The following is a 12,999-nucleotide window of genomic DNA, read 5'->3' as shown; positions in this document are numbered from 1 at the left end:
CCCTTCGCGGTCAACAACTCACCCAGATACAACCCGTCCTGACCGGTAATCCCGGTAATCAGCGCACGCGGCACGTCGATCCTCCTGTAGACCACCCGGTACTGGGCGGAAGGTTAGCGTCAGGTAAACTGGGCCGGTCAGCCGGGTCCCGTTCTCGCGGTCTGCGGGGCCGTGGCGTCGGCCGCCGACCCCTGGGCGATCCGAAGAAGCTGCGGAATGATCGCGGCCCCGATGCGCCGGGCGCCCTCATTCGAGATGTGCACTCCGTCGTCGTCTCGCAGCCGGACGCCGTCCAGCTCGTCGACGTACTTGTTGCCCGGAGTGAGAATGGAGGTGATGTCGATCACGCTCGTGCCCGGGTGGCGGGCCGCGGCCTCACGTAGCAGCACGTTGAAGCGCTCGACCCGGCTGGCCTTCGTCTCCGGGTAGATGCTGCCGTCCGGTGCCTCGGTCGGCTTGAAGATCGGGGTAGTAAGAAGTACCACTTTCGCGCCTTTAGCCCCAAGCGTGGTGATCGCAAGATCCAGCTCGCGGCCGAGGTAGGCGTCGAACGCCGGGTCGCCGATGTGCGTCCAGCGGCCGTCGCGCAACTGGTCGGTGACCTCCCAGCGCCCGACGAGCAGCAGCGCGAGCGCCGGGTTGACCTCGTTGACGCGTTGGGCGAAGCGCTGCGGCCACTGGTCGCAGCCGTCGGTCGTCGGTCCGGCCTCGCCGAGGATGCGTCGCTGCATGCCGCGGGCCACCCCGCAGCCGAGCTTGGAGAAGTCGTGGATCTCGATGCCCTGGTCCGCGACCATCGAGGAGAAGCCGCTGAAGCCCAGCGTGAGCGCCACCGAATCGCCGCCCAGCAGCACCTTGATGGGCGCACCGCCGCCGGTGCGCACGGTGACGGCGGGCTGCGGGGAGGCGGCCGCCCGCTCGGCGAGCACCGCCAGCTGGGCCGGGGTGCGCACCGACGACGAGGTGCCCGCCGTGGCTACCAGGATCACCGCGAGGACCCCGACGAACGCGGCGGGCACGGTCAGCCGGGGCTTCGGCAGCCGGATCCGGCGGCGGCGGATCGGGTCCTCCACCAGATGGAACGACGCGAGCGTGACGGCCAGCGTGGCGCCCAGTCGCAGCAGCAGCAGGACCGCGCCGTCGGTGCCGGTCCGGGTGGCGGTCAGGGTGAGGAAGACCGGCCAGTGCCACAGGTACAGGCCGTAGGAGATCCGACCGATGAAGGTCAGCGGGGCCCAGGCGAGCAGTTTCGACACCGGCCCCTTGGGCGCCTCGACGAGCGAGGCGACGAGCAGCATCACGACGATGGCGACCCCGAGGAACCCGCCGGCGTAGAGCGCGCGGCTCTCCCCGCTCACCGTCGTCCAGATGACGATCATCGTCGCGCCCGCCAGGCAGCCGACGACCGACATGACCGACCGGGCCCGCGTCGAGATCGGCTTCGTCCGCTGCCCCCGCCACACCGCCAGCGCGGCTCCGACCAGCAGCGCCTGGGAGCGGCTGTCGGTGCCGTAATAGATCCGGGACGGATCGGTGCCGACCAGGAGCAGGGCGAGGCCGGCCAGCGCAGACGCCTCCGCGCCGAGCACGGCCACCGTCAACACGAGGGACTGGGCCTTCTGGCGCTGGCGGCGCCAGCGATCGACCGTGCGTGCGCTGTGCCGCATGAGCAGGAACACGATCAGCGGCCACAGGACGTAGAACTGTTCCTCGACGGACAGCGACCAGGTGTGCAGCAGCGGCGAGGGTGCCGAGAAATGGTTGAAGTAGCTCTGGTCGGACAGGGCGAAACGCCAGTTCGCGACGTACAGCAGCGTGGACAGGGCGTCCAGGCGCAGCGTGCCGATGTCGCCCGGGGCGGCGATCCACCGGGCGTACGCCGCCACCCCGATCAGCAGGACCAGCAGGGCCGGCATCAGGCGGCGGGACCGGCGGACCCAGAAGCTGCGCAGGTCGATGCGCCGGGTGTTGCGGTACTCGGTGATGAGCAGCCCGGTGATCAGGAAGCCCGAGAGCACGAAGAAGGTGTCGACGCCGAGCAGGCCGCCGGGCATCCACGAGATGCCCGCGTGGTAGGCGATGACGGCCATGACGGCGAACGCGCGCAGCCCGTCGAGGGCGGGCAGGTGGCCCAGCGGGGCGAGTGCCGGGTCGGTGGCATCGAGGTCGTCCTCGGGCCGGGTCGGCCCGCGATCGGTTGCCGGGCGCTGCTGCGTCGCCAGGTGGGAACGCGGTTCATTGCGGCGCAGGCGGGACTCGGGTCGCTGGGCGGGGGGCTCAGGCCGGCGCTCGGCCGTGGCCCGCTCGTGGCGCCCCGCGGGCTGATCCCGGCGCGACCGGCCGGTGCCGCTCCGGCCGTCACCAACGTGCTCCTCACGCTCCGTTGCCGAACGTCGAGGCGGCGGGCCTTCGGTCGCGCCACGCGGCCCGCCCGCGCGGGTGCCGATCGGGGTGGTGTCGGCCTGCCGCGCGGGGGATGACCGCCGCTGCCGATCCCCGGACGCCAGCGGGACGGTGTCGGCGTCGTTGTTGGTCAGCCTGGTCCCTCCTCGTCGTCGCCGGGGCGCCATCGGACCGTGGAACCGGTGCGGCGGCTGCCGTACGAACTCGGCCGGCTCCGTACCGGCTCCGCCGCCGCGGCTCGCCGACCCCGATCGCATCAGGACGTCCGAGCGGAAAGGCTAATCGCAACGGCGTCACGCCGTGCACGCGCGGTATGTTTGTGGCCTTGATACCGGACGCGCTGTCTGCCCGGAACCAGCGCATTGGTATTTTCCGCGCGTGTCTGAGACCACGGCGAGACAGCCACGGACGGTGGGGTCGGCGCAGGTGTCGCCGGAGGTTTCCGAGCCGGCCTCCGGTGTCATCGCGGCGCTGCCGTCCGCTGCGCAGCCCGCGCCCGGGCGGGTCGGGCGGCCGCGACGCTGGTACCTCGGGGTGGCGGCGATCTGCCTGCTGGGCCTCGGGATCCGGCTGTTCTATCTGTTCCACTGGCTGCACCTGACGGCGGTGCAGGGCGATCCGTTCTACTACCACGAGGCGGCGAACCTCTTCGCCGACGGCCGGGGCTGGCCCGACCCGTACGAGCTGCGCCTGTCCGGGCGCTACGTCGCCGACGCCCAGCACCCGCCGCTGACCAGCCTCCTGCTGGCCGTCCCGTCGCTGCTGGGCTTCACCGGCTTCCTGTCCCATCAGGTTTTCTCCTGCCTGCTGGGGGTTGGCTCGATAGTGCTAGTAGCGCTCGCCGGGCGCCGGATCGCCGGCCCCGCCACCGGCCTGACGGCCGCCGGGATCGCGGCGGTCTACCCCGGCATGTGGCTCAACGACCCACTGGTGATGTCCGAGACGACCGGCATTCTGACGTGCGCCTGGATCATCCTGGCCGCCTACCGCTTCGCCGACCGTCGGGGATTCGCCGAGGCGGCCTGGCTCGGGCTGGCGCTGGCGGCGGTGATGCTCGCCCGAGCCGAACTGGCGCTGCTGGCCCTCGTGCTCGTCGTGCCGCTCGTCACGATGGCCCGCGGCGTGCCCTGGCGACGCCGCGCCGGCCTGCTGGCCGTGGCGGCCGCGACGAGCGTGGTCGCCGTGGCCCCCTGGGTGGGCTACAACCTGTCGCGGTTCCACGAGCCGGAGTACCTGTCCACCGGCCTCGGCTCCACCCTGGCCGTCACCCACTGCCCGGCGACGTACTCCGGGCGCGACCTCGGCTGGTGGTCGTTCGACTGCGTGTTGGCGCTGCCGTCGCCGCCCCAGGAACGCTCCGAGCGCGACGTCTTCTACCGGCATGCGGCCTACGACTACATCCGCGACCATTCCGACCGGCTGCCCGCGGTGGCTGCCGCCCGCCTCGGCCGCACCTGGGGCGTCTACCACCCGTGGCAGCAGGTTCGCCTCGACACGATCGAGCTGCGGCCGCTGAGCCTGAGCCGGATCGGGATGGTCACGCTGTGGGTGCTGGAGGTGGTCGCGGTCGGCGGCGTGGTCGTGCTGCGCCGCCGCCGGACCGCGTTGCTGCCCCTGCTGGCGGTGCCCATTACGCTGAGTCTGGCGACGGTGATCGTGTACGGCACCACCCGATTCCGGGCCGCCGCCGAGCCGGCGGTGGTGCTGCTCGCCGCCGTCGCGATCACGGCGGCCGCCGGTCGGCTGGCCGGCCCGCTCCGTTCTCGGGCCACGTGGATCACGAATGGGCAACGGGCGCGATCAGATACCGACCCGGGTTACCCGACCTGACTACGCCAGCTGGTGGAAAAAGGCCGCTATGTTCTGGATGTGCTAGCTCCTTAATCCGCCGTGCTGGTACGTTTCGAGCGTGCCGGACATTGCGTATCCTGAGGAAAACTCGCGGTGACCGGCCCCGTTCACCCACGTTCCGCCGCCGCCGTCCCGGATGCGCCGGCCGGTGCCGCCCCGATCCCCGATCCGCGCCGTTCCCCCGCCACCCGGCCTCCCAAGGTGGTCTTCCCGGGGTTCGACGGCCTGCGTGCGATCGCTGCGCTCCTGGTCGTCGTGGTGCACACCTCGTTCCCGGCGGGGTTCACCACCAGCAGCAGGCTCGGTCCCTACACCGCGCGCGGTGAGGCCGGCGTCGCGGTGTTCTTCCTGATCTCGGGATTCCTGCTCTACCGGCCGTTCGTCGCGGCCCGGCTCGCGGGCGTTCCCGCCGCCGCCACGCCGGGTTACCTGGTGCGGCGGTTCATGCGGATCGTCCCCCTCTACTGGGTGGCGCTCGCCGTCACCCTCAACGTGGTCAGCGACGACCGGGTCGGCGTGCACGGGCTCGCCGGGGTAGTTCAGACTGCGTTCTTCCTACAGGGGTACCAGGATCACTGGGCGATCCAGGGTCTTACCCAGGCGTGGACGCTCGATATCGAGGTCGCGTTCTACCTCGCCGTTCCCGGCTACGCCTGGCTGCTCGGTCGCCGCCGCCGTGGGGCGCAGGCTCAGGTCCGGGTGGAGCTGACCGCGCTGGCGATGACCTTCCTGGCCGCGAAGGTCATCCACTTCCTGGTCATCCCGAGCAAGCAGAGCTGGATGTCCGGCTGGAACGTCTGGCTGCCCGTCTGGTGGGACCTGTTCGCCATGGGGATGGCACTCGCCGTGGTCTCCGCCCGCTATGCCCAGCTTGGCCGCCAGCCCCGCTGGGCGGGGCTACGCGGCTCGGGAACGGCCTGCTGGGCCATGGCGGCGCTGTTCTACTGGGTGGCGAGCAGGCACGCCGATCTGCCGCTGGTGCCGATCTTCGATCCGGATCGTGCCCAGGACATGAACCGGCACCTGCTGTATGGGCTGATCGGGTTCTTTCTGCTGCTGCCGGCCGTCTTCGGTCGCCAGGACCGCGGCGCGGTGCGGCCGCTGCTGGCCAGCCGGCCACTGGCCTTCCTCGGCTCGATCTCGTACGGCATCTACCTGTGGCACTCGACCGTCATCGAGCTCGTGATGGAGCACAGCGGTTGGCAGCTGTGGAAGATCCCCTACCCGCCGTTCCTGTTGATCGTCGTCGTGCTGGCGGTGGCCGTCGCCACCGCGACGAACCACCTCATCGAACGGCCCTGCATCCGGCTGTCGCGCGGCTGGGCCCGGCGGGCGGACGCCTGGGTGGTGCGTCGCCGCGGGCGGGCGGCGGCCGGCGCGGGCACCACGCCCGGTGGCGGGGTTGCGCGCCTGCACGGCCCGGCCGTCCCGTTCCCGGGGCCTGGGCCGGCGGTCGCGGTAGCCGGCGTGCCGGGGGATAGCCCGACGGTGCCATTGCTGACCGGGTCAGCCGCCCGGCCGGGCGGGCGGCAGCGGCCGGCGGGGGTGGGCGCGGCGGAGGCCGACGCGCGTCAGGCCGCGGACGGCTGGGTGCCGCGGGCCTGGCGTGGGCAGCCCGGGATGGCGTCCGGTGCCGACCGCCCGGCCCGGCCCGGCGCCGATCTGCCGTCGCAGCCGAGTCCTGATCGGCCGGCGCGGACTAGCTCTGACGGGCTCGAGTGGATCGGCCCGGGCGGGCGGCCCGAGCCGGGCAGTGGCGAGCGCGGCCCAGCCGGGCGGCCCTGACCAGCGGCTCGACCCGGGCCGCTATCCTGGCGTCCCGCCCGCCGCGGCTACTGCGTCCCCTGCAGTGTCCACCCCGCCCACCAGCTCCTCGTGGCCACCCTGTCCACCAGCCTTTCGTGGCCCACCAGCCCTTCGGGTCCACCAGTTCTTCGCGATCCGCGAGTTTTTCGTGACCATGAGCCTGTTCGGCGGCGTCCTCCGCGCGGGGAGGGCACCCGGGTATTTCCTGCCTTCCACTACCTCGTTGCTCTTTGGTCCCATATGTCTTGTTTTGAAGGCTTTTGTCATCCTTGGGCGCGCCGTGTTGTGTCCGGCCGTTCGGGGGAACGGGTGCGCGGAGATCGGCTCGGTGGACGCCGCTGGTCGCCATCGGTGTCGCGCGAGCGTGGTGGGGCGACAGCACATAGCTACATATTGCCGCCTTGTGTCTGCGTAGCGTGACTGCAGTCGCGGGTCGAGAGTGTCTGGGCGCCGACTCCCGTTGACCACTCCGGACACCCATCCCTAGACTTGGGCCTGTGCACGAGGGTCCGTGGGTCTCAGACCGAGCGGATCCACTCGAGCGTCGCTATCGGTTCTGACAGTTTCTTCGTTTTTTGCGTTGTCTCTGTCCCTCGGTCCCGGCGGTTCGATCCGGCCCTCGCGCGGACGACCACCCCTAGTCGGAGCCGACCCCTTGACGAGCACCACCGACGTACGACCCGTGGAGACCGTGACCACCGCGCAGAGCCCGACTACACCACAGGTAGCGGTCAACGACATCGGCTCGGCTGAAGACTTTCTCGCGGCAGTCGACAAGACGATCAAGTTCTTCAACGATGGGGACATCGTTGACGGCATCATCGTCAAGGTTGATCGCGACGAGGTCCTGCTCGACATCGGGTACAAGACCGAGGGCGTGATCCCGTCCCGAGAGCTGTCGATCAAGCACGATGTCGACCCGCACGAGGTCGTGAGTGTCGGCGACCACGTCGAGGCCCTTGTCCTCCAGAAGGAGGACAAAGAAGGCCGTCTGATCCTGTCCAAGAAGCGTGCCCAGTACGAGCGCGCCTGGGGCACGATCGAGAAGCTCAAGGACGAGGACGGCGTCGTCACCGGCACCGTCATCGAGGTTGTCAAGGGTGGTCTCATCCTCGACATCGGCCTCCGTGGCTTCCTGCCGGCTTCCCTCGTGGAGATGCGCCGAGTCCGCGACCTGCAGCCCTACGTGGGGCGTGAGCTCGAAGCCAAGATCATCGAGCTCGACAAGAACCGCAACAACGTTGTGCTCTCGCGGCGGGCATGGCTGGAGCAGACCCAGAGTGAGGTTCGCTCCGAGTTCCTCGCCCAGCTGGCCAAGGGCCAGATCCGTAAGGGCGTCGTCAGTTCGATCGTCAACTTCGGTGCCTTCGTGGACCTCGGTGGTGTCGACGGGCTGGTGCACGTCTCGGAGCTGTCCTGGAAGCACATCGATCACCCGTCCGAGGTGGTCGAGGTCGGCCAGGAGGTCACCGTCGAGGTTCTCGACGTCGACCTGGACCGTGAGCGGGTCTCGCTGTCGCTGAAGGCGACGCAGGAGGACCCGTGGCGTCAGTTCGCCCGCACCCACGCGATCGGCCAGGTCGTTCCCGGCCGGGTCACGAAGCTGGTGCCATTCGGCGCGTTCGTCCGGGTGGACGAGGGCATCGAGGGTCTGGTCCACATCTCCGAGCTCGCCGAGCGGCACGTGGAGATTCCGGAGCAGGTCGTCAACGTCGGTGACGAGATCCTGGTCAAGGTGATCGACATCGACCTCGACCGGCGCCGGATCAGCCTGTCGCTCAAGCAGGCGAACGAGGCGTCGGGGCTGGCCGTCGACGGCGAGGCGTTCGACCCGAGCCAGTACGGCATGGAAGCCAAGTACGACGAGCAGGGCAATTACGTCTACCCCGAGGGCTTCGACCCGGAGACCGGGGAGTGGCTGGAAGGCTACGAGGAGCAGCAGGCGGAATGGGAGCGGCAGTACGCCGAGGCCCAGACCCGCTTCGAGGCGCACCAGGTCCAGATCCGGGCCGCGCAGGAGGCGGACGCCGCGGCGGCCGCTCCCTCCTCCTACACCGCCTCCTCCCAGTCCGACCAGCCTGCGTCCGCGATCGACGAGGAAGCACTGCGTCGCCTGCGGGAGCAGTTCGGCCGGGAGTAGACAATCCTGCCGTGTGCGTGACAGCGGGGCCCGAGGAATTCTCCTCGGGCCCCGCTGTCGTGTGCTGGGGTGCAGGAGATCTGCCGGTCAGGGCTGAACGCGTGCCATCGCGGCGTCGACGTGATCCGGCCGCAGCAGGATCGGGACGTCCTCGCGAATCTCATAGCGGTGGCCGAGCCGCGGGTTGACCAGCCAGCCGTCCACCAGCTCCAGCGGCCCCTTGTCGACCGGGCAGGCCAGGATCTTCAGCAGGTCGGGTTCGATGCTCATGTCGGGCGTTCCTGTTCGTTCGTCGCCATCGGCCGCTGCCGTCGGACCCCACGAGCATCCCAGACGGCCGCCCGCGTCGACCCGGCGCACAATTATGCACCTGACATGGTGATATAAAGCCATGGGGCGGAGTAGCGTCAGGATCGTGCAGCGGTCGAACCGTCGGCCGCGAAGTTCGCGGATGACCCGTCACGAGAGCCAGGTTGATCATGACTGTTCACGATTTCACCGTAGACGCCCCCGGCGGCGGCAGCCGCTCGCTGGGTGACTACGCCGGCCAGACGCTTCTGATCGTCAATGTTGCCAGCAAGTGCGGCCTGACGCCGCAGTACGAGGGGCTGGAGTCGCTCTACCAGGAGCTGCACGGCCGCGGCCTGGAAATCCTCGGCTTCCCGTGCAACCAGTTCGGCAACCAGGAGCCGGGCACCGAGGAGGAGATCCAGAGCTTCTGCTCGACCAACTACAACGTCACCTTCCCGGTGCTGAGCAAGGTCGAGGTGAACGGCGACGACGCCGCGCCGTTGTTCAAGTACCTGCGCGAGGAGGCGCCCGGGGACTTCGGGCCCGAGTCCGGTTTCCTCTACGAGCACGTCCAGAAGACGCGGCCCGAGGCGATCGGCACCGATGAGGTCAAGTGGAACTTCACCAAGTTCCTCGCCGACACCGACGGTAACGTCGTGCGCCGCTACGAGCCGACGGTGACCCCCGAGGAGATCCGCAAGGACCTCGACGCCACCCTCGCCTAGCCAGCCGTCGCGTCGGCGGCTCGCGTCCGGTGTCGGTCGTTCGGCCGATGAGCGGCCGGCACGGGTCGAGCCCCCGCTCAGGTCCGGTCGAGCTGGGCGGCGAGGTACACAATGTCCTCGGTGATGCCACTGGCGAGGACATTGTGTACCTCGCGGTAGGCCGCCCGGAACTCGGCGAGAACCGCACTGACGCCCGCGGCGTCCACCGGTTCGCCGATCTCGACGGCGGCATTGGCGAGACGGCGGATGCCACGGGTGGCCCGCTGGGCGGTGAGTAGGTGGAACGCGATCTCGTCGAGGCGGGCGGGGTCAGTGTCACTCATGGCGGCCTTCCATTCCTTCGGGTCCCTTACGGGGCGGGGTCTCGGGATCAGGCGAGTACTGCCTCGGCCCGGTGGTCGTCGGCCGGGAGGAGTCCCGTCACCGTGGCGGTCACCTCGGCCGAGCGCAGGGTCGTGATGCCAGTCCATCGGGGTCAGCCCGGGTGCGTAGACCGCGGTGAACCTCGTCGGTATCCCCAGCGCCCGACACAGGGTGACGCCCAGGTGGGCGAAGTCGCGGCAGGGCGCCGAATTCGGCCACGGCGAATCCCACGACATGGTCGGATGGGTCGCCGCCGGCCGGCCGGCGCGCTGGTGTCGCCCGCCATGGTCGTGGTCAGGGCGAAGCCGCGGGCGCCGCGGACGACTCCGGCACCGCGGCGCCGGTCGGTCCGCCGTCGTCCGCCGGAGTCTCGGCGCCGGCCTGCCGCAGGATTTCACCGGCCGAGCCGGTCAACCCGCCGGCCGCGGCCGCCCGGAGCACCGTCTGAGCCGGGCCGGGCACGGCCTCGGGGGGGATCACGAGCAGTCGGAGCCGGGGCCGGCCCAGGTTGCTGCCGCCGCCCGCGGTGATCACACGCGGGTCCAGGGTTCGGAACCAGTCCACTCGCACCCGGGGCGCCCCGGGTCCCTCTGCCAGGTCGGGGATCGCCGCCCAGACGTCGCCGTTCACCGAGACCCGGCGGATGTTCCCGTCGGCTTTCGCCAGCGTGGTGAGGAGGCCGGGCAGCTCGTTGGCCAGCCGCATCGTCCGCGGCCACCAGGCGCCGTCGAACGAGTCCCGGCCGCGGACCGGGGACAACGACAGCCGGGGCGGGGCGCCTGCGGTGCCCGGCTTGGGCGCCGCCGCAGCCGCCGCGAGGTACTGTGCCGGGACGCCACCGTCGTCGTCGAACCGGGCGATCTCGAGGCGATCGGCGGGAAGCACATGCTGGCTCGTCGTCATGACGGCCGCCTCACTCCGATGACGATGACCATCGGATGGCTGCGACCGGCAGCTGGGTCGACCTGCTGGTCGACACTCGCGATACACCCGGCCTGCTACCACGATACGCCCGGTGGCTACGGCCTCCCCGAGGAGATTCGTTACCGGGGCCGGGCAGCGGCCATCTCGGTCAGCGCGACGTCGATGCGGCCCGGGGCCAGCGCAAACGTCCGTTCGGTGACGGTCGAGTCGAGCACGCAGGGCCGCTCGTACAGGTAGAGCATCTCCACCACCTCGGCGGCGACGGGGTCCGCGGCGCCGGCCGCCGCGAGCTCCGCCGCGCTCAGCCGGGCCAGCTCCGGCTCCCGATCGGCCCCGGCTGCGGCTGCGGCTGCGAGCCGCCGGGACAGCTCGCGCACCGACAGCGGCACGCTCGGCGCGTGCCAGATCTGGCCCCAGGCGCGCTCATCCCGGCTGATCGCGACCAGTGCGCGGGCGACGTCGCCGACGTAGGCCCAGCTGTGCGCGGCGTCGAGGTCACCCGGGAAGGCAGCGGGCTCACCGGCGAGGAGCTTCGGGGCGACGAGCAGGCTGTAGAGCGAGTAGGCGTCGGCGCCGAGGAAGTCCGCCGCGCGCACCTCCGTCACCCGGACCCGACCGGCCCGGTGGGCGGCCAGGGCGTCGTGCCACATCGCGGCCCGCACCCGGCCCTTGAGCGCGATCGGTGCCAGCGGCAGGTCCTCGGTGATCGGGCCGTCGACCGGGCCGTAGCCGTAGGTGTTGCCGAGCATCAGGTAACCGGCGCCGGTGCGCTCCGCCGCCGTCAGCAGCGCCGCGGCCAGCGGGGGGAAGAGCGCCGGCCACCGGTCGTAGGCGGGCGCGGCGCAGCCGAACAGGGTCCGCGCGCCGGTGGTCAGTTCGGTCAGGCGGTCGGCGTCGGTGGCGTCGGCCGCCACCAGCTCGATTCCCGCCCGGTGCGGGCCACGGCCGCTGCGGGTCACCCGCCTGACCTGATCCCCGGCATCGGCGAGCAGATGGGCGGTGGCGATGCCGGCCGCGCCGGCCCCGACGATCACGTGCACGGTCAAGGTTGGCTCCTCATGGGTGGGCGTCCCGGGGTGGTCCGGGCGCGTCCGGACTACCCTCGCCGGACGCGCCCGCCCGCAGCCAGCCCCACGGACGCCAGATGTCCGGAGGTTCCCGCCATGATCGGGACGGGTCGTGGCGCCGCGGTCATGATGGGACCATGCCCGCGGCTGCCGCCACCCCCATCCGGCCCGCCACCGCCGTTCGACCCGCCGGCCCTGTCTCGCCCAAAACCCCTGTCTCGCCCAAGACCCCCGTCTCACCCGGCGCGCCGCACCGGGTCGCGGTGATCGCCGTCCCGCCGGTGACAATGTTCGACCTGTCCATCCCCCAGGTCGTCCTGGGCGCCACGTTCGTCGCCGACCGGCCCGGCTACGAGGTGGTCGTCTGCGCGGCCGACCCTGGGCCGATCGCGGTCGAGGGTGGCGGGGGCGGGATGGGTCTCACCGTCAGCAGGGGGCTCGACGCCGTCGCCTGCGCAGACACCGTCACCGGCACCGGTGCCCGGGTCGATGCCGATCCGCGGGTGCTGGCGGTGCTGCGGGCGGCGGCGGATGCCGGCCGCCGCATCGCCTCGATCTGCACCGGCGCGTTCGTCCTGGCCCAGGCCGGCCTGCTCGACGGCCGGCAGGCGACCACCTACTGGGTGCAGGCCGGGGCATTGAGCAGCCGCTTTCCCGCCGTCGACGTCCGCGCGGACGTGCTGTTCGTCGAGGACGGCCCGATCGTGACCTCGGCCGGGCTCGCCGCGGGCATCGACCTGTGTCTGCACCTGGTGCGCAGCGACTACGGCAGCGCGGTCGCGAACGCGGCGGCCCGCCTCGCGGTGGCAGCCCCGGCGCGCGCCGGCGACCACAATCAGCTCGTCCCGACTCCGCGGGCCAGCCCGGACGGGACCGGCCTGGCCCGCACCCGAGACTGGGCGCTGGCGCGCCTCGACGAGCCGCTCACCCTCGCCGACCTCGCCGAGCACGCGCACGTCAGCGAGCGGACCTTCGGGCGGCGCTTCCGGGCGCAGACGGGCCTCAGCCCGCTGCAGTGGCTGTTGCATCAGCGCATCGAGCGGGCCCGCGAGCTGCTGGAGGCCACCGACCTGCCGATGGATCACGTCGCCCGGCGCAGCGGACTGGGCTCGGCCGACTCGCTGCGCCAGCACCTGCTGCGCCGCACCGGTCTCACTCCGACCGCCTACCGCACCGCCTTCGCCCGCCACCCTCGACGGGAGGCATCGGCGCAGCCCTTTGCCGCGGCGCCATCGTCGACCATCCCGGCCTGACAAACGTGCCCACGCGGCCGGCCCGATAGGCTGCCGGGATGGCTGGCGACCTTTTCTCCGGAACCGCCGGGTATTACGCGCGCTATCGACCTTGCTACCAGCCGGAATTCCTCGCCGACGTCGCCCGGCGATTCTCTCTCCCTGGGACGGGTCGGCCTCTCGACCTCGGGTGCGGG

Annotated in this window: 10 protein-coding genes and 1 pseudogene; 5 read left to right on the top strand and 6 right to left on the bottom strand. The window is 71.2% G+C overall.

Annotated elements, in window-relative coordinates; translation table 11 throughout:
• Positions 1 to 137: 137 nt before the first annotated feature.
• A complete protein-coding gene (locus G6R25_RS15210; protein ID WP_268904155.1) occupies positions 138 to 2,660 on the bottom strand; it encodes a DUF459 domain-containing protein in 2,523 nt (840 codons plus the stop codon).
• A gap of 169 nt (positions 2,661 to 2,829) precedes the next feature.
• Here G6R25_RS15210 and G6R25_RS15205 point away from each other — a divergent pair, with 169 nt between their 5' ends.
• The 3 genes from G6R25_RS15205 (at position 2,830) to rpsA (ending at position 8,200) form a co-directional block, all read left to right on the top strand.
• Complete coding sequence (locus G6R25_RS15205) at positions 2,830 to 4,233, top strand: glycosyltransferase family 39 protein (protein ID WP_163553483.1); 1,404 nt, start codon at positions 2,830 to 2,832, stop codon at positions 4,231 to 4,233.
• A gap of 114 nt (positions 4,234 to 4,347) precedes the next feature.
• Positions 4,348 to 6,039, top strand: coding sequence for an acyltransferase family protein (locus tag G6R25_RS15200; protein ID WP_163553482.1), 1,692 nt, complete (start codon positions 4,348 to 4,350; stop codon positions 6,037 to 6,039).
• 676 nt (positions 6,040 to 6,715) lie between these two features.
• Complete coding sequence (gene rpsA / locus G6R25_RS15195) at positions 6,716 to 8,200, top strand: 30S ribosomal protein S1 (protein ID WP_163553481.1); 1,485 nt, start codon at positions 6,716 to 6,718, stop codon at positions 8,198 to 8,200.
• Between the two features lie 87 nt (positions 8,201 to 8,287).
• Here rpsA and G6R25_RS15190 read toward each other — a convergent pair whose 3' ends face one another.
• Positions 8,288 to 8,470, bottom strand: a complete 183-nt coding sequence (locus G6R25_RS15190; protein ID WP_163553480.1) for a Trm112 family protein — start codon at positions 8,468 to 8,470, stop codon at positions 8,288 to 8,290.
• A 209-nt stretch (positions 8,471 to 8,679) separates the two neighbouring features.
• Here G6R25_RS15190 and G6R25_RS15185 point away from each other — a divergent pair, with 209 nt between their 5' ends.
• Positions 8,680 to 9,216: a glutathione peroxidase gene (locus tag G6R25_RS15185; RefSeq protein ID WP_163553479.1), complete on the top strand. Its 537-nt coding sequence runs from the start codon at positions 8,680 to 8,682 to the stop codon at positions 9,214 to 9,216.
• A gap of 77 nt (positions 9,217 to 9,293) precedes the next feature.
• Here G6R25_RS15185 and G6R25_RS15180 read toward each other — a convergent pair whose 3' ends face one another.
• From G6R25_RS15180 to G6R25_RS15165, 4 genes and pseudogenes are all read right to left on the bottom strand, one after another.
• Positions 9,294 to 9,539 (bottom strand): hypothetical protein, encoded by a 246-nt coding sequence (locus G6R25_RS15180; RefSeq protein ID WP_136447110.1) that lies wholly within the window; start codon positions 9,537 to 9,539, stop codon positions 9,294 to 9,296.
• A gap of 186 nt (positions 9,540 to 9,725) precedes the next feature.
• Positions 9,726 to 9,815: pseudogene (locus G6R25_RS30595) on the bottom strand (hypothetical protein); the annotation flags it as partial.
• Between the two features lie 58 nt (positions 9,816 to 9,873).
• Positions 9,874 to 10,482 (bottom strand): DUF5994 family protein, encoded by a 609-nt coding sequence (locus G6R25_RS15170; protein WP_163553478.1) that lies wholly within the window; start codon positions 10,480 to 10,482, stop codon positions 9,874 to 9,876.
• A 140-nt stretch (positions 10,483 to 10,622) separates the two neighbouring features.
• A complete protein-coding gene (locus tag G6R25_RS15165; RefSeq protein WP_235948555.1) occupies positions 10,623 to 11,543 on the bottom strand; it encodes an NAD-dependent epimerase/dehydratase family protein in 921 nt (306 codons plus the stop codon).
• A 164-nt stretch (positions 11,544 to 11,707) separates the two neighbouring features.
• Between G6R25_RS15165 and G6R25_RS15160 the strand changes: the two genes are divergently transcribed.
• Positions 11,708 to 12,823 carry a GlxA family transcriptional regulator gene (locus tag G6R25_RS15160; RefSeq protein WP_235948553.1) on the top strand — a complete coding sequence of 372 codons (1,116 nt, stop codon included), beginning with the start codon at positions 11,708 to 11,710 and terminating at the stop codon, positions 12,821 to 12,823.
• Positions 12,824 to 12,999 lie beyond the last annotated feature (176 nt).

This window comes from Candidatus Frankia alpina (genome assembly GCF_902806485.1).
Classification (GTDB): Bacteria; Actinomycetota; Actinomycetes; order Frankiales; family Frankiaceae; genus Frankia; species Frankia alpina.
This window is presented reverse-complemented; position numbering and strand designations above follow the sequence as displayed.

Excerpts from the sequence above, each read along its gene's own strand:
- G6R25_RS15170 (WP_163553478.1), bottom strand. The coding sequence starts at position 10,482 with ATGACGACGAGCCAGCATGTGCTTCCCGCCGATCGCCTCGAGATCGCC.
- G6R25_RS15210 (WP_268904155.1), bottom strand. The coding sequence starts at position 2,660 with ATGCGATCGGGGTCGGCGAGCCGCGGCGGCGGAGCCGGTACGGAGCCG.
- G6R25_RS15180 (WP_136447110.1), bottom strand. The coding sequence starts at position 9,539 with ATGAGTGACACTGACCCCGCCCGCCTCGACGAGATCGCGTTCCACCTA.
- G6R25_RS15185 (WP_163553479.1), top strand. The coding sequence starts at position 8,680 with ATGACTGTTCACGATTTCACCGTAGACGCCCCCGGCGGCGGCAGCCGC.
- G6R25_RS15160 (WP_235948553.1), top strand. The coding sequence starts at position 11,708 with ATGCCCGCGGCTGCCGCCACCCCCATCCGGCCCGCCACCGCCGTTCGA.
- G6R25_RS15190 (WP_163553480.1), bottom strand. The coding sequence starts at position 8,470 with ATGAGCATCGAACCCGACCTGCTGAAGATCCTGGCCTGCCCGGTCGAC.